At 37.3% G+C, this 15,298-nt stretch carries 12 protein-coding genes and 5 pseudogenes; 6 read left to right on the plus strand and 11 right to left on the minus strand.

The features are described from left to right. Positions 1 to 22 precede the first annotated feature (22 nt). Positions 23 to 856: an aminotransferase class V-fold PLP-dependent enzyme gene (locus Q5W13_RS04275; protein ID WP_304445466.1), complete on the minus strand. Its 834-nt coding sequence runs from the start codon at positions 854 to 856 to the stop codon at positions 23 to 25. After that, positions 834 to 1,109, minus strand: coding sequence for a hypothetical protein (locus tag Q5W13_RS04280; protein ID WP_304445467.1), 276 nt, complete (start codon positions 1,107 to 1,109; stop codon positions 834 to 836). Before Q5W13_RS04280 ends, Q5W13_RS04275 begins: the two co-directional genes overlap by 23 nt. Before the next feature lie 58 nt (positions 1,110 to 1,167). On the opposite strand from Q5W13_RS04280, the gene Q5W13_RS04285 reads away from it, so the two are divergent. Both Q5W13_RS04285 and Q5W13_RS04290 read left to right on the plus strand, forming a co-directional pair. After that, positions 1,168 to 1,557: a 2TM domain-containing protein gene (locus tag Q5W13_RS04285; RefSeq protein ID WP_155597719.1), complete on the plus strand. Its 390-nt coding sequence runs from the start codon at positions 1,168 to 1,170 to the stop codon at positions 1,555 to 1,557. Then, entirely contained in the window at positions 1,554 to 2,054 is a 501-nt protein-coding gene (locus Q5W13_RS04290) for a dihydrofolate reductase (protein WP_304445468.1), read from the plus strand. The genes Q5W13_RS04285 and Q5W13_RS04290 overlap by 4 nt, the downstream gene beginning before the upstream one ends. Here the strand turns inward: Q5W13_RS04290 and murI are convergent. Next, positions 2,043 to 2,831, minus strand: a complete 789-nt coding sequence (gene murI, locus Q5W13_RS04295; RefSeq protein WP_304445469.1) for a glutamate racemase — start codon at positions 2,829 to 2,831, stop codon at positions 2,043 to 2,045. The two genes, Q5W13_RS04290 and murI, sit on opposite strands and share 12 nt — an antisense overlap. A gap of 10 nt (positions 2,832 to 2,841) precedes the next feature. Continuing rightward, a pseudogene (gene pafA, locus Q5W13_RS04300) lies at positions 2,842 to 4,506 on the minus strand (alkaline phosphatase PafA). Between the two features lie 112 nt (positions 4,507 to 4,618). Between pafA and Q5W13_RS04305 the strand changes: the two are divergent. Further along, positions 4,619 to 5,359 (plus strand): MlaE family ABC transporter permease, encoded by a 741-nt coding sequence (locus Q5W13_RS04305; protein ID WP_155597722.1) that lies wholly within the window; start codon positions 4,619 to 4,621, stop codon positions 5,357 to 5,359. Further along, on the plus strand, positions 5,356 to 6,123 hold the full coding sequence (locus Q5W13_RS04310; RefSeq protein WP_304445470.1) for an ABC transporter ATP-binding protein: 768 nt from the start codon (positions 5,356 to 5,358) through the stop codon (positions 6,121 to 6,123). Before Q5W13_RS04305 ends, Q5W13_RS04310 begins: the two co-directional genes overlap by 4 nt. A 12-nt stretch (positions 6,124 to 6,135) precedes the next feature. On the opposite strand, the gene Q5W13_RS04315 is transcribed toward Q5W13_RS04310, so the two are convergent. From Q5W13_RS04315 to Q5W13_RS04325, 3 genes and pseudogenes are all read right to left on the minus strand, one after another. Then, positions 6,136 to 7,617 (minus strand): DUF389 domain-containing protein, encoded by a 1,482-nt coding sequence (locus Q5W13_RS04315; protein ID WP_304445471.1) that lies wholly within the window; start codon positions 7,615 to 7,617, stop codon positions 6,136 to 6,138. A gap of 9 nt (positions 7,618 to 7,626) precedes the next feature. After that, positions 7,627 to 8,708: pseudogene (locus Q5W13_RS04320) on the minus strand (mannose-1-phosphate guanylyltransferase). A gap of 95 nt (positions 8,709 to 8,803) precedes the next feature. Then, positions 8,804 to 9,408, minus strand: a pseudogene (locus tag Q5W13_RS04325) (SprT-like domain-containing protein). A 164-nt stretch (positions 9,409 to 9,572) separates the two neighbouring features. Here Q5W13_RS04325 and eutB point away from each other — a divergent pair. Beyond that, positions 9,573 to 11,389: pseudogene (eutB, locus tag Q5W13_RS04335) on the plus strand (ethanolamine ammonia-lyase subunit EutB). Between the two features lie 78 nt (positions 11,390 to 11,467). Continuing rightward, positions 11,468 to 11,851 carry an ethanolamine ammonia-lyase light chain EutC gene (locus tag Q5W13_RS04340; protein ID WP_304445474.1) on the plus strand — a complete coding sequence of 128 codons (384 nt, stop codon included), beginning with the start codon at positions 11,468 to 11,470 and terminating at the stop codon, positions 11,849 to 11,851. A 2-nt stretch (positions 11,852 to 11,853) separates the two neighbouring features. Here Q5W13_RS04340 and Q5W13_RS04345 read toward each other — a convergent pair. From Q5W13_RS04345 to Q5W13_RS25700, 4 genes and pseudogenes are all read right to left on the minus strand, one after another. Then, positions 11,854 to 12,533: pseudogene (locus Q5W13_RS04345) on the minus strand (SDR family NAD(P)-dependent oxidoreductase). Next, a complete protein-coding gene (locus Q5W13_RS04350) occupies positions 12,533 to 13,582 on the minus strand; it encodes a M28 family metallopeptidase (protein WP_304445475.1) in 1,050 nt (349 codons plus the stop codon). Before Q5W13_RS04350 ends, Q5W13_RS04345 begins: the two are co-directional and overlap by 1 nt. Positions 13,583 to 13,672: 90 nt before the next feature. Next, positions 13,673 to 15,010 carry a pyruvate dehydrogenase complex dihydrolipoamide acetyltransferase gene (locus tag Q5W13_RS04355; RefSeq protein ID WP_438364175.1) on the minus strand — a complete coding sequence of 446 codons (1,338 nt, stop codon included), beginning with the start codon at positions 15,008 to 15,010 and terminating at the stop codon, positions 13,673 to 13,675. After that, complete coding sequence (locus tag Q5W13_RS25700; protein WP_438364176.1) at positions 14,973 to 15,296, minus strand: biotin/lipoyl-containing protein; 324 nt, start codon at positions 15,294 to 15,296, stop codon at positions 14,973 to 14,975. The genes Q5W13_RS04355 and Q5W13_RS25700 overlap by 38 nt, the downstream gene beginning before the upstream one ends. Between the last annotated feature and the right edge of the window lie 2 nt (positions 15,297 to 15,298).

Below are 15,298 nucleotides of genomic sequence, written 5' to 3' on the forward strand. Positions count from 1 at the left end.
ATATTCTTTACTTTATCAAGCTCTATATTACTGTCTTTAAGATTTTTACAACCTCATTAATATCTTCTTCGGTGTTATAGAAATGAAAACTAAATCTAATACCTTCACCACGCTGAGAACAAATGACCTCATTCTCGGTTAAATTCTTAAATAAGGCGTCATCTCCCTTAATATTAAAAATGGTACTATGCTCTTCTTTTCCAACAATTACCTTGGATAAAAGGCCTAATTGACCTAGCTCTTGGTGTGCCTTGGTAGAGAGTATTTTTAATTGCTCCTCAATTGCTTGTTTACCTAAAGTATTTAAATACTCTAGAGAAAATTTTAAACTTCCAAAAGTTAACGTATCCAAATGTCCTGGTTCAAAATGATTAGCAAATGGTATTCTATCCCTAGCCCCTAAATCATGTCTTGAAGCATTAAAACCTATTACACGTACGTTAAATATTTCCTCAACTCCATCCTTAAATAACATAAATCCATTTCCGTAACCGGATAACAACCACTTATAGGCACTTGCTCCAAGAACGTCTATTGGTGAACTTTCAAAATCAAAATCTTCAGTTCCGCAGAACTGTGTCCCATCCGCAATAATCTTCAAGTTAGGAAATTCTGATTTAACTTTTGTAAGAAAATTCATATTAATTTTAAATCCATCAGTCCACTGAACTAAACTTAAAGCCAATATGGATATATCATCTTTCCTAATTGTATCCAGAATGTTCTCCTCTAAATTCTCGTTCAATTCTACATAAGAGACTTCAAAACCCCTATATTCAAAAGACCAGTTCACAGACGGATAATCGTCTTTTATTAAAAGTACTTTATGCTTTCTATCCAGTCCTTCCAGAAGCATATTTAACCCAAGTGAGAAATTTTGAACTAAGGATGTGTTCTTTTTTCGCACCAAAAAAATTAGCTACAGTTTCGCGAGTTTCCGAAACTGTTTTCATAGCCACTTTGTTTCTAAAGTTACTACCTCCTATTAAATAATCTAAGTCATGTTCTTGCCTCCACTCCATTAAATCATCACTTAGTAATCCTGCCGAAGCAGTATTTGCATATATGTACTGACTTAGAACAGGAAAGTGTTTTCGGGTATTTTTCATCTGGTATTTTCTGTGTCGGCAATTGCCTTATCTTTGTAGACTAAAGGTAACGATTCGTATGTTCTCTAAAAACAAAAACCGGTCTGAAGTAGATCTTGAGCAACACGAAATGCTCGAAAACGCCCAAACACGCATCAAGCAAAAGAAGCGTCTATACGTTCATTTTGTAATCTTTCTTATTGGTAGTGTCTTTATGATTCTAATTAATAAGATTCTAAAATATGGTGATACCTATGATTGGTTCATCTGGTGCATTACCTTCTGGGCCTTCTTATTTATCATTCATGCTTTTAATGTTTTTATCACACAAAAATTCATGGGTAAGGACTGGGAACGCGCTCAACGTGAAAAACTTGTAGCCAAACAAAAGAAACGTATTTCAGAAATACAAAAAGAGATAGAGACCGATTTTCCGCTTGCTAAAATCAACAAAAAAATTGAACCATGAACAACACCATAGCCATGATTGCAGCAGCGGCCGAAGATAATGCCTTAGGGAAGGACAATGACCTTCTGTGGCATTTACCGGATGACTTTAAAAGGTTTAAAAACCTTACCTCTGGCCATACCATTATTATGGGCCGAAAAACATACGAGAGTTTCCCTAAGCCACTTCCAAATCGCAAACATGTGATTATTACAAGGGATAAAAACTACACCGTAGGTTACGACGCATGTGTTGTGGTGCATTCCTTACCTGAAGCTTTGGAACTTGTAAAAGATGAGCCGTTATCCTTTATAATAGGAGGCGGTGAAATTTATAAATTAGGAATGGAGTTAGCCAATAAAATTGAACTGACCCGTGTACATGGTACTTTTGAAGATGCCGATACGTTTTTTCCGGAAATAGATGAAACTATCTGGGAGCTTGCTACCGAGCAGTACCATCTAAAAGATGAAAAACACAAATACGCGTTTACATATCTTACCTATCTAAAAAGCTAGTTGACCTACCAAAATATTATCCGCTACACCTTCAACAAAGTTTTTTAGTACATCTGGATTTACATTGGTATAAAACTGATGCTTTACAGGTTTTTCCGAAGTATTCAGGATATCGTTTTTTTCTAAAATAGCTTTCACTTGTCTAGCTACCGCCTCACCTGAATCAATGATTTTTACATGCTCTGGTAACATACTTTTTAATACAGGAATTAAATACGGATAATGCGTACAGCCCAATACTAAGCAATCCATACCCTGATCAAGCATTGGTTCTACATAGGTGTTCAAAAGCAACCTTGTTTCTTCCGCATCTACTTTGCCGTTTTCTATTAACGGAACTAAACCTGTACCTTCTTGCTCTATTACTTTAATACCATGGGCATGGTTTTCTGAAGTGCTATGAAAAAGGCTACTAGAAAGCGTTCCCTTAGTTGCCAACACACCAATTGTCTTAGATTCGGATTGTAATGCAGCTGGCTTAATAGCAGGCTCTATACCTATAAAAGGTAAACTGTAATTTGTTCTTAAGTATGAAATAGCATTTGTTGTTGCCGTATTACAGGCAACAACAATAATCTTACACCCCTTCTCTAACAGAAGGTTTGTATTTTTTATACTAAGTTGAAGAATCTCTTCTTGAGATTTCTCCCCATAAGGTGCATTCTTACTATCCGCCAAATAGATGGTATTCTCATTAGGCAGTAATTTTTGAATTTCTTTCCAAATGGAAGTTCCTCCTACCCCTGAATCAAAAACCCCTATTGGTTGATTGCTCATAGTTATCTTTTTATTCTAACACCTGAACTATAGGAGTTCCCGTAGCTCCGCTCGGAAATGCAATCCCCAACAATGCAGAAACAGTAGGCGCTACGTCATCTATTTCAGTTCTTTCTACAGTGCTACCCTGTTTAATTCCCGCTCCATAAAAAAGTAATGGAACATGCGTATCATAAATCTGCGGAGAACCATGGGTAGAACCGGTTTTAGGGTACGAAATGGTAAGAGGAGATAGCACTAGTAATACATCTCCTGAACGCTTTTGGTTATAGCCATTTTGAAGAATATAAGGAATACCATGTGTATAATCATTCTGCCACATTTGGTATGCAGTATATGTACGATCTATTCCTTTATAGGTCAACAACTCCTTAGCTATAGCTTCCTGAACCTCTTGAACACTTAAATCTAAATTCTTAATAATTTTATGATCTAGGAAATATTGGTAATTTGAAAAATTCTTAACGATATCTGTGGTACCATAGTTAAACTCTAAAAACTGATTAAAATTAGCTTTCATACTATCCCAATCAATATAATCTGCTGGTATTTTCTGATCCTTTAGGTATGAAGGAACATCAATTGCCGCATGATCCGCTGTCAAGAACACCGTATAATCCCCTTTACCCACTTTACGATCCAATTCTTTAAATAATCGTTCCAAATCTTGGTCCAATCGTAAATATGTATCCTGCACCTCTTTGGAATTTACTCCAAACTTATGACCCACATAATCCGTACTAGAAAAACTAACTGCTAAGAAATCAGTTATTTCATCAGACCCCAACTGTTCAGCTTCCAATGCAACTATGGCAAAATCTGCGGTCATACTATTACCAAAAGGGGTTGCTTTCAACATTTCATATTTTCCATTCTCATCCCAAAGTTTTGGGATGTTATGAGGAAAAACAGAAGACTTCTCTCCTTTAAACAAACCTTCATAAGCATTGTAGTCAACACCACTTTCAACGTAATCCTTAATATTTTTTAATGTCTTCCAAGGTTTCTTGTAAGCATCAAACGATTTCTCAGCATTAAATTTTTCAACCCAACTAGGCAACTTATCCATATAGTAAGAGCTCGTAATCCACGAACCATTGCTAAACCAATAAGCTCCGTTAGCTGTATGACCACCTTAAGCAATATAGCTCCCCTATCTTTTAAAGCAACAGCAATAGTCTTACCTTTCATTTGGGTATGCAATCTAAGTTCGTCAGTTACCGTGGTTACCGTCATTCTGTGTGGCGACATTTTTCCGGCATCAGAAGTTGTCCCTACTGAATTATAAGCAGGGTCCCCAGCGCAGTAAACATCATTTTCTGTAGTTTTATCATACCAATCATTACCAATTATACCGTGCATGGCAGGGGTTGTTCCGGTATATACAGATGTGTGAGTAAGGCCCAGTAAACGTAGGTGCATAGTTATAATGATTGTTCTTGCAGTTAAATCCTTCGTTAACTAAACGCTTAAACCCATCATCACCATATTGGTCCCAGAAACGGGTGATGTAATCATACCTCATCTGATCCACAATTATACCAACTACCAGTTTGGGATTGGTTTTTAATGGCGCCTCACTTTGTTCTTTAGATTTTTTCTGACCGAAGGAGCTGGATGGCAAAAAAGAGATTGTAAATACTGAGAAAAATAAGATGAAATAATTCCTGCACATAGTTGTTTTGTTGAGATAACAAAAGTAAAGAAATTCCCCTTTTAAACTAAAAATGCAAGTTAAATGAAATCCTTTATTGCTATTTTTGTTAGGATATACCTATTTTCATCCCATGAAACACCTAGCATCGATTGGCAGATATGCCATTATGATAAAAGAGGTCTTTAAGAAACCTACAAAATGGCGCATTATGAAAGCGCTCATTTTGAAAGAAATAGACGAACTCATTTTTGGATCACTGGGTATCATTATTTTTATTTCGTTCTTTATTGGAGCTGTAATAACTATACAGACTGCATTGAACCTTACCAATCCAATAATTCCAAAATACCTTATTGGTTTTACCGCAAGACAATCACTGATTTTAGAATTCTCCCCAACTTTTGTTTCCATCGTAATGGCTGGTAAAGTGGGGTCTTACATTACATCCAGCATAGGTTCTATGCGTGTAACCGAACAGATAGATGCTCTAGACGTTATGGGTGTAAATGCACTCAACTATCTTGTTTTTCCTAAAATCATTGCCATGCTTTTTTATCCGTTTGCTATAGCCATATCAATGTTTGTTGGTATTTCTGGTGGATGGATTGCAGGAGTTTTTGGCGGATTTCTTACCAGTGCCGATTTTGTTGAAGGTCTTCAGTTAGACTTCTCGCCATTTCAAGTCACCTATGCTTTTATAAAAACATTAGTATTTGCATTTGTTTTGGCTACAGTACCATCTTATCATGGTTTTTACATGAAAGGTGGAGCTTTAGAAGTGGGTAAGGCCAGTACAACTGCTTTCGTGTGGACGAGCGTAGTAATTATTGTATCCAACTACATACTCACTCAACTCTTATTAGGCAAATGATAGAAGTAAACGACATACACAAGTCTTTTGACGAAGCCCATATTCTTAAAGGAATTACAACAAGCTTTCAAAAAGGAAAGACCAATTTAATTATTGGACAGAGTGGGTCTGGTAAAACCGTTTTTCTTAAGTGTCTTTTAGGTCTTTTTACCCCTGAAGAAGGTACAATTAGCTACGACGGCAAAATATACAGTGAACTTACTGACGAGCAAAAAAGAGACTTGCGCCAAGAGATGGGTATGGTTTTCCAAGGTAGTGCCTTGTTTGATTCAATGTCTGTTGAAGGCAATGTAAAATTCCCTCTAGAGATGTTTACCAAACAGTCTAAATCTGAAATGCAGGACAGAGCGGATTTTGTTCTAAAAAGAGTAAACCTTGTAGATGCACATCATAAGTTTCCTTCAGAAATTTCTGGTGGAATGCAAAAACGTGTAGCTATTGCACGTGCCATTGTAATGAATCCAAAATATCTTTTTTGCGATGAACCCAACTCAGGTCTTGACCCTAAAACGGCTATTGTAATAGATAACTTAATAAAAGAAATTACAGAGGAATATGATATCACCACGATTATCAACACTCATGATATGAACTCAGTGATGGAAATAGGAGAAAAAATTCTTTTCCTAAAGGATGGATTAAAAGCTTGGGAAGGTACTAATAAAGAAATATTTAAAACCGATAACGAGACCGTTACCGATTTTGTGTATTCTTCTGATCTCTTTAAAAAGGTGCGTCAAATGTACATTGAGGAGAGAAATTAAATTACACTCATTCTATTTAGAAGTTCCGCGTAATTGAATGGTAGTATCTTTCAATCGCACTTTTAACCATTCGTAAACCCTCTTGTTTTCAGCTTCAATTTTACTGGAAGCTAAACCCTGTTTCCATTTCACCTCAAAAATAGTTAAGGTATCCGTCTTGTTGAAATCGGTAATTACCGCATTATCGTATTGCAACGAAACTAAATTTTCATAATTAGCCTTTGCCTCAGCACTTATATCTTTAAACGGTATTTGCTTTTGTTGAGAAGCATTCTTTCGCAAACGAGTTACCTCGGCCTCCAAGAAAGCTATTTTCTCCGCTTTACTGGACAATTGGTTTTTCTGGGATTCATAAAGCTCATTAATATATTTCAACTGATCCACTTGCTCATTCTGAGAACCTTGAATAACATGTAACTCTGTATTGGCAAGACGTTTATAATCATCGTCTTCCTTTAACATCGTATTCCATGTAGAAATTATGTTTGCTGGTATAATTTCATTACCCATACAAACCAATTCAATCATTGGTTTTTCTCCCTTATTATATTTTATACTGGTAAAATTATCTAGATACCTTCCACCGCCAGTAAATTTATATCTCCCTATCGTTTCGTTTACAAACTCATTTGCCTGTTTCTTAAACATAGACTCTTGAAAAGCCTCATAGAAAGTCATTCCCGCAGGAATCATTACCAATAAAGCTACAATAGAAGCAATACGCGCAATACGCCTTCTCTTTGCAGAATTAGCATAACGCACCATTGGAAACTTCAAAAGCTTGATGGTTAAAAAAGTAGCTAGAGCAATGAATATTGTATTTATCGTAAATAAATACATAGCCCCAACAGCGTAGTCCAAATTACCTATTGCTAGACCAAAACCAACGGTACAAAGAGGTGGCATTAAAGCCGTAGCAATAGCCACACCAAAAATAACACTGGCTATCGTACCTTTTTTCGCTCTTGCGATTACCAGTGCCAAACCACCAAAAAAGGCGATAAGCACATCACGAATGTCCGGCGCAGTACGGGCAAGAAGTTCTGAAGATTCATCTTGAATAGGAAAAAACTCAAAGAACAGGTATGCAGTCAATACACTGAGCACCACCATTACCGCAAAATTCTTTAGCGATCGTCTTAATGTATCAATATCATTAATGGCCAAAGACATTCCTAGACCTAAAATAGGCCCCATTAGTGGCGAGATTAACATGGCACCAATAACTACTGCGGTAGAGTTAGCATTTAGTCCAATAGATGCAATAAAAATAGAACAAATCAAAATCCACGATGTATGCCCTTTAAAGGGAATATCCGCAATTATAGCGGCTTTGGTGGCCTCTTGATCCGTATTCTCACGAATATCCAATAATTCACGCATAAACCTTCGTAAGCTTTCCCAAAGACCTTTAGCATCCTGCTTAACGGCCTCTTGGCTCTCTGTTGGTTCCTCTGTAGGCGTAATATTATCTTGATTCAATTTATCGCTCATATTGTACTTTTAGGCATACTCATCTCCGTATGTATCTTTAACCTCTCCCAGCACTTTTTTAATATCCTGTTCTTTCGATTTTGGATATATTAAAAGCACCTCTTCTTTGTCTACGATGATATAATCATTAAGACCGTCTACAACAACAACTTTGCCTTTTGGAGACCTAATCATGTTTCCGGACGCGTCTGCTGTAATGACTTTACTATTTACTATAGCATTATTGTTTTCGTCCTTATCCAACTTATCGTATAAAGAGCCCCACGTACCCAAATCGTTCCAGTCAAAAGTTGCTGGAAGCACAAAAATGGATTTAGAATTTTCCAAAATCGCATAATCTATAGAGATATTCTCGGCTTTTGGATAGTTCTCTTTATAAACTCTTTTTCTTCGCTTGTATTGTAAGAAGACATGCCTGATTCAAAAAGTGAATACTGCTCAGGTTGATAGTTTTTAAAGGCATTCACGATAGTTTTAACACTCCACATAAAGATTCCTGCATTCCACAAGAAATTACCTTGAGCTAAAAATTCCTTCGCCGTTTCGTAATTAGGTTTCTCCCTGAACTGATTTACCTTCTTAACCTCTTCGGTACTTTCTTTTTCAAATTCAATATAACCAAAACCAGTATTTGGAAAAGATGGTTTTATACCTAACGTACAAAGCACATCTTCTTTCTCACATTTCTCAAAACAAGTAATAACATCTTTGGCAAAAGCATCTTCATCCTCAATCCAATGATCACTAGGCGCTACAATCATAACACCATTCTCATTCATTTTTTGAATCTTCAAGGCTGCGTACAAAATACAGGGCGCAGTATTCCTCATAGCAGGCTCCAAAACCACTTGGTCTTGCTTTACTAACGGAAGTTGCTCTAAAACCAAATCATTATAACGTTCATTGGTCAAAATGAGAATATTCTCAGTAGGCACAAATTTATTAAGACGTTTAAAAGTTTTTTGGATTAAAGTGTCCCCTGTACCCAACATATCATGAAACTGCTTTGGGTAAGATGATGTACTAATTGGCCAAAATCTTGAACCGACACCACCGGCCATTAAAACTGCGTAATAATTTTTGTTCTTCATTTCTTTGTTGCTATTAAACCGAAAGTCAAGGGACTTACCTAGTTCTTATTTAAAGTTAGTTATTTTCTTGTTCTTAACACTATTTCCTACAAGCATCATTCAAAAACTAATTCAACCTCAGCATTGGGTTGAAAAAGATACATACGACCGGTAGCTACCTCTACACATTCATAACGCTTTACTCTTCTATTCCCCATTTTATATAATTTTCCGTTATGTATACGAAAAATACTACCTAAGGGAACTTCAAAAACGTAAGTTCTATTTGTTTGTTGTTCATCAAAATGCTTCAGGGCTATTGACAACCTTAAGCATCTGTACTACTACTTGCTTTAGGATTCTTAAAATGATTAGCTAAAAGAGGCAACAATTGAGTAGGAAATATTTCAGGTCGAATAAATGGTAACATCAGATATTGAAAAATATGTTTCCATTCCGCTCCATGTGGTTTTATAGTTCTACCATACTTTTCAAATGCTACTAAATGAGCAATTTCATGTATTAACGTTATTAAAAACCGATATTTATTGAGATTTGCATTTACGGTTATCTGATGCATTCCGTTAGGCATTCTACGGTAATCGCCATGACGCGTAACCCTTTCATTAACCACTTTCAAGTTTACACCTGTTTTCTTGATCAACTCTAAACACGAATCAATAGCCCGTTCGGGAAGATATTTCTGTAACACATTTCTCACTACGAACAAAAATAAGGGAAGTTCATTAATAAATCGTTAAGTGAATGAAAGGCTTCGTCAAAAATATTTAACTTAGAGTACTCACCTTACTATTAAGGCTATAGTTTAAACATTAAAGATAGAGGTATATGGGCAGTATTAGCAGAAAACAATTCTTGACAAGAATGGGTTTACTTGGAGCTTCAGCAGCATTTTTCAGCCAAAATCAACTATATGGCCAACTTACTTCAGTAGCACCAAACGTAAGTGTAACGCTTTCAGAAGTACATAAAGGTGAATCTATTTTCGAATATATAAAGCGTCTAAAAGGTGATTATAACATCACATTGCATAGACAAATTATAGGTGCTGCTAATGAGTTCAAAGAAGGAGACTTAAGTTTAGGTGTAGCGGCCGCTGACTCAATTTCTCGAATGAGAGCAAAAACTTTACTTGGCAATACAAAAATTAATGAACTAAATAATATATCGGTCTATCAAGATGGCATTACGGATGTAATCGGTTCTTCTACAGAAAGAAATCGCAAAGTCGATAACTTTACCATGAACCAATTAAAATCATTCATCTTAAAAAAATCTGAAGCGAAATTAAAAGAATAATGCCGGCACTTCAAAGTGACATTATTGGTTGCTTAGTAAAACTAATGACCAACGAAGAGCTTATACAGGTTGGTCAAAAGGTTTTCAACCCTCTGCCAAAAAGTAACATTGGAAGCAAAGGCTACTTGAGTGCTCGAATTCAACCAAACTCACCTACCGATAACAAAGAAGACATTCTCTGGCAAGTTTTCGACGCATGGTCTTATGGTGTAGGTGATCTAGTATTAGGCACCAACCCAGTATCAAGTGAAATAGAATCGGTTGCAAACATCGAAAAGACCTTACATGAAGTTTTAAGTGTTTTTAAACTTGAAGAAACGTTACCTAATTGCGTACTATCTCATATTGACGTTCAAGCAGAAGTAGAAAAACTCTACCCCGGTACTACAGGCATTTGGTTTCAAAGTCTAGCAGGTACTGTAGACGCTAACACTACTTTTGACGTTAGTATTGAAAAAATGCAACAACATGTCGCAAATCGAACTAAACAATTTGGATTATATGCCGAAACCGGACAAGGAGCAGATTTCACGAATGGCCATGGAAAAGGTTTTGACATGGTGTTACACGAAGCACGCAAATACGGATTCATAAGAGCATTAAAAGCTCAGGTCAAAAATAGCAAACCCAAAGAAGACGCACCTTGGTTTCTCGTAAATGATGTAGCTGGGTTTATAGGGCCTGAGGTTTTCAAGACAAAAGAACAGTTAGTTCGATGTTGTCTTGAAGATACAGTCATGGGTAAACTTCATGGCCTCACCATTGGTTTGGACATTTGCTCAACATTACATATGGATGTTAGCCTTGAAGATTTAGATTGGTGTATTTCACAAATTATGCCCGCCAATCCAGCCTATTTGATGGCATTGCCCACAAAGAACGATCCTATGTTAAGCTACCTTACAACTTCTTTCTCTGACCATATTCGCATACGTGAACATTTCGGCTATAAAGTAAATGATGCCATGTGGGACTTTTTTAAAGAAATTGAAATAATAGATTTAAACAATAAACCTACCAAGCATTTCGGAGATCCACTTTGGGTTTTCTACAAATATTGCAAAGCTAAGGGAGACAAACGGAGCATGTTGGAAATCTACGATGAGGGAAAAATTACTATGCACAACATACGACAACGGGGCATTCCGTTAGCCGAAGGGTATGGAAAAAATATTTACGATCTTGAACCTGAACTAGAGAGAGAAGTAAGGTTACTCTATGAGGATGCCAAAACAAGTTTATGGACAGAGATAACCCCTGCCTTTATGGCAACCGTACCAGAAGCAATAGCTATAACCACGAACTCAACAGATAGGAAAGATTATGTTTACCATCCAGAATCTGGCGAAATATTAGCTGAAACCGCTGTTAGACGACTTTAAAATCTTCGCATTTCGTGGGCTGAACAAATACCCGATATTCAATTTATCATATCTGACGGCCTTAACCCGAGAGCACTGATGGATGATGGTCATCTCATACCATATATCGATAGTTTAAAATCTACTTTAAAAAATAGTGGATACTCGGTGAGCTCAAAGAACATTGTAATTAAACATGGCAGAGTACGTGCAGGGTACGCTTGTGGAGAAATACTTTTTGGAAAAAGAAACACTTCGGAAAGTAAAGGTATTGTTCATATTATAGGAGAAAGACCAGGTTCTGGACACCATAATTTTTCAGCCTACCTGACTACAGCTCCAACTAGCACTTGGACGAATAGCGGTACTGTCGACCACAATATATCAAAAGTAGTTTCAGGCATATCAGACACTTCTTTGACACCTAAAATTGCAGCAAAACAAACTAAGACGATTTTAGATAGAATGTTTACTGTTATATAATACTATGGCGTACTATTACTCACCTGAAGCAACTTACCATTATAAAACTTATGCCCCGTTAGCGCAAAGTTTTTGATATACTGAGCCATCTCCAAAGCAGTTGTTGGTGCTTCATACCCAGGAAAGCCTCTTCCAACATTTCAGTCTGAACAGCACCCAAGGCCAATACGTTAAATGAAGGCCCAGTTTCTTTGAACTCTTCCGCCCAAAGTTCTGTTAGTGTAATAACGGCACCTTTACTAGAACTATAAGCAGACAAGCCAGTAAATTTTACGCTACCCTGAACACCACCCATAGAACTAATAGTAATGACATGCCCATCTTTAGGCATTTTAGGAACAACTCTTCTAGTCATCTCTGCAACCCCGAATACGTTTACCTTATAAACAGCCTCGAACTCATTAGCTTCGGTTTCTAGAAAAGGTTTATTCAACAACCGTCCTGCATTATTAATAAGCAAGTCTACGGTTTTAAAATTTTCATCAATGAAATCTTCCATTTTCTTAAAATCCGAAGGATTACCAAGATCAAAAGGAAAACTGAAAATATTCTTGTGGCCTAATTCCGAAATAGGTTTGTCGTTACGTGATAAAGCCAAAACCTTATGCCCCTCATCCGCGAACAATTGAGCCAGTTCAAAACCTATACCTCTACTCGACCCAGTTATAATAACATTTGCCATTAGTTGTATTTGATTTCTTTAGTTGGTGCATTTACGACTCCTTCAATTACTGGAATACTCTTGTTTATTAAATTGGCCATATGTCCAAAATCCATTTCAGAAAGCTCATCGCCTACTTTATGGTAGTGATTAAAGTTCGTGAAGTCAAACGTACTAAAAGTCTGAGATGGCACTCCAAAAGCTTCATGAAACGGGTAATTGTCCGACCTTTTGAAAAGATTGAATTCTTTTGCCTTTGGAAGAAAACCTGCATAGGTCTCATCTGCATAGCTATTTACCACCTCCGCCATGTTCGATTCTTCAAAGCCAGTTAAATAGGCCAAGTAATCTTTACCAACCAATGGTACACCAACCATCTCATAGTTAATCATCGCGTAGAGATTAAGATTTTCCTCTTTAAGTTTTTGCGACAAATGTTTTGAACCGAGCAATCCCTTTTCTTCAGCTGTAAAGAGAACAAACATAATACTACGTTTGTTTGTCTTTGCTTTTCCAAAATAACGCGCTAGCTCCAATACGGTGGTTGTACCTGTTGCATTATCGTTTGCCCCGTTAGCTATCTTATCTCCGTTCTCCTCGGCAATTAGACCTATATGATCATAGTGAGCACCAATGATTACAAACTCATTTTTCAATTTAGGGTCATTACCTTCAACCACACCTACTACATTGAATGCTGGTGTTTCATAGTCAGGTAAGTTATCTCTATACGTTTCAAAATAAGGCTTAACATTATTCTTTGAAAAAATGTTTTCTATGAACTCAGCCGCTTTTTCTATTCCCTCACTACCGGTATCTCTACCTTGGAGTTCGTCTGAAGCCAAAAAGCCCATAATAGCACCTACTTTTTCTGCGCTAGCAAACTGATTTTGCGAAGTATTTACCGCACTACCTATACCATTAACATCTCCAGCTTTCTTGGGAACTTCCATTAAGCTACGATCAAATTTCACCGCTTCTTCACTTTGAAGGGTTACCGATTCGTCAATTTTTGAAGAGCCACAAGATAAGGCCAACATACCAGCTAAAAACAGAAAAGACTTTTTCATAGGTGTAATAATTTTAAGGTACAATTTAGAAATAAAAAAAGGCATCCCGAAATAACCGAGATGCCTTTATTATAATAGTTTGCTATCTGTTTAAGCCAGCATAGTTACCGGGTTTTCCAAATACGCGCGTAATGTAGATAAAAATTGAGCTGCTGTAGCACCATCAACCGTTCTATGGTCACATGCCAAAGTTACTTTCATTGTGTTACCCACAACAATTTGACCTTCTCTAACCACTGGTTTTTGAACTATAGCACCTACTGATAGAATTGCTGAATTAGGCTGATTGATAATTGAAGTAAACTCCGTTATACCAAACATACCTAAGTTAGAAACTGTAAACGTACTTCCATCCATTTCTGCTGGAGTCAATTTTTTGTTTCTAGCGCGACCGGCCAAATCCTTAACGGCTGAACCAATCTGAGTTAAACTCAACTGCTCCGTAAATTTCAACACAGGAACAACAAGACCTTCGTCTACCGCTACGGCAACACCAACATGAACATGGTGGTTGTAACGTGTAGTATCTCCGTTCCAAGTAGTATTAACTTGCGGATGCTTCTTCAATGCCATGGCACATGCTTTCACAACCATATCATTAAAAGAAACCTTTGTATCTGGCAAGGCGTTGATTTGCTTTCTTGACGCCATTGCATCACTCATATCCACCTCTATAGTAAGGTAATAATGTGGTGCTGTAAATTTAGACTCAGACAATCGTTTCGCTATGGTTTTACGCATTTGCGAATTCTTAACTTCTTCCGAACCTTCTTCTCCTACTGGTAAAATTACCGGAGCGCTTACAGGTGCAGCAGCTTGAACAGCGGCTTTTGGAGCTTGAGCAGCTGCAGCAGGCGTATAACCTTCTACATCTTTTCTAACGATTCTTCCGTTATCTCCAGAACCTTTAACACTAGATAAATCAATACCTTTTTCTTTAGCAATTTTCTTAGCTAGAGGAGAAACAAAAATACGCTGACCGTCGTTTACCGGTTTTGACGCCGAAGTATCTTTGGCAGCTTCTTTCTTAGGCTCTTCTTTCTTAGCATCTGAAGACGCTGCTTTTGCACCAGATGATGGCTTAGCATTAAGCACAGCATCAACATCTGTACCTGCAGGTCCTATAACGGCCAATACCGCATCAACCGGAGAAGATTCTCCTTCTTGAATACCAACATATAACAAAGTACCTGTATAGAAAGACTCAAATTCCATTGTAGCCTTATCAGTCTCTATCTCTGCAAGTATATCGCCTTCCTCTACTGTATCACCAACTTTTTTCAACCAAGCAGCAACAGTACCTTCTTCCATAGTATCACTAAGGCGTGGCATCTTTACGATCTCAACACCTTCGGGAACTTCTGCAGAAGCATCACCGGAACCTTCAGAGCTATTGCTCTCTGGCTCTAGCTTCTTCAGTATTTTCATCTTCTGAAGCACTTGTACTTCCATTTAAAAGTGATGAAATATCCTCACCTTCTTCGCCAATAATAGCTAACAAAGAATCTACTGGGGCTCCATCTCCTTCTGCAATACCAATATGCAACAAAGTACCTTCATAGAAAGACTCAAATTCCATTGTAGCCTTATCAGTCTCTATCTCTGCAAGTATATCGCCTTCCTCTACTTTGTCACCAACGTTTTTCAACCATTTGGCTACGGTACCTTCTTCCATGGTATCGCTCAAGCGGGGCATGTTTATTACTTCTGCCATTT

It is taken from the genome of Zobellia laminariae (assembly GCF_030553095.1).
Classification (GTDB): Bacteria; Bacteroidota; Bacteroidia; order Flavobacteriales; family Flavobacteriaceae; genus Zobellia; species Zobellia laminariae.

Excerpts from the sequence above, each read along its gene's own strand:
- Q5W13_RS04275 (WP_304445466.1), bottom strand. The coding sequence starts at position 856 with ATGCTTCTGGAAGGACTGGATAGAAAGCATAAAGTACTTTTAATAAAA.
- Q5W13_RS04280 (WP_304445467.1), bottom strand. The coding sequence starts at position 1,109 with ATGAAAAATACCCGAAAACACTTTCCTGTTCTAAGTCAGTACATATAT.
- Q5W13_RS04285 (WP_155597719.1), top strand. The coding sequence starts at position 1,168 with ATGTTCTCTAAAAACAAAAACCGGTCTGAAGTAGATCTTGAGCAACAC.
- Q5W13_RS04290 (WP_304445468.1), top strand. The coding sequence starts at position 1,554 with ATGAACAACACCATAGCCATGATTGCAGCAGCGGCCGAAGATAATGCC.
- murI (WP_304445469.1), bottom strand. The coding sequence starts at position 2,831 with ATGAGCAATCAACCAATAGGGGTTTTTGATTCAGGGGTAGGAGGAACT.
- Q5W13_RS04305 (WP_155597722.1), top strand. The coding sequence starts at position 4,619 with ATGAAACACCTAGCATCGATTGGCAGATATGCCATTATGATAAAAGAG.
- Q5W13_RS04310 (WP_304445470.1), top strand. The coding sequence starts at position 5,356 with ATGATAGAAGTAAACGACATACACAAGTCTTTTGACGAAGCCCATATT.
- Q5W13_RS04315 (WP_304445471.1), bottom strand. The coding sequence starts at position 7,617 with ATGAGCGATAAATTGAATCAAGATAATATTACGCCTACAGAGGAACCA.
- Q5W13_RS04340 (WP_304445474.1), top strand. The coding sequence starts at position 11,468 with ATGGATGATGGTCATCTCATACCATATATCGATAGTTTAAAATCTACT.
- Q5W13_RS04350 (WP_304445475.1), bottom strand. The coding sequence starts at position 13,582 with ATGAAAAAGTCTTTTCTGTTTTTAGCTGGTATGTTGGCCTTATCTTGT.
- Q5W13_RS04355 (WP_438364175.1), bottom strand. The coding sequence starts at position 15,010 with ATGAAAATACTGAAGAAGCTAGAGCCAGAGAGCAATAGCTCTGAAGGT.
- Q5W13_RS25700 (WP_438364176.1), bottom strand. The coding sequence starts at position 15,296 with ATGGCAGAAGTAATAAACATGCCCCGCTTGAGCGATACCATGGAAGAA.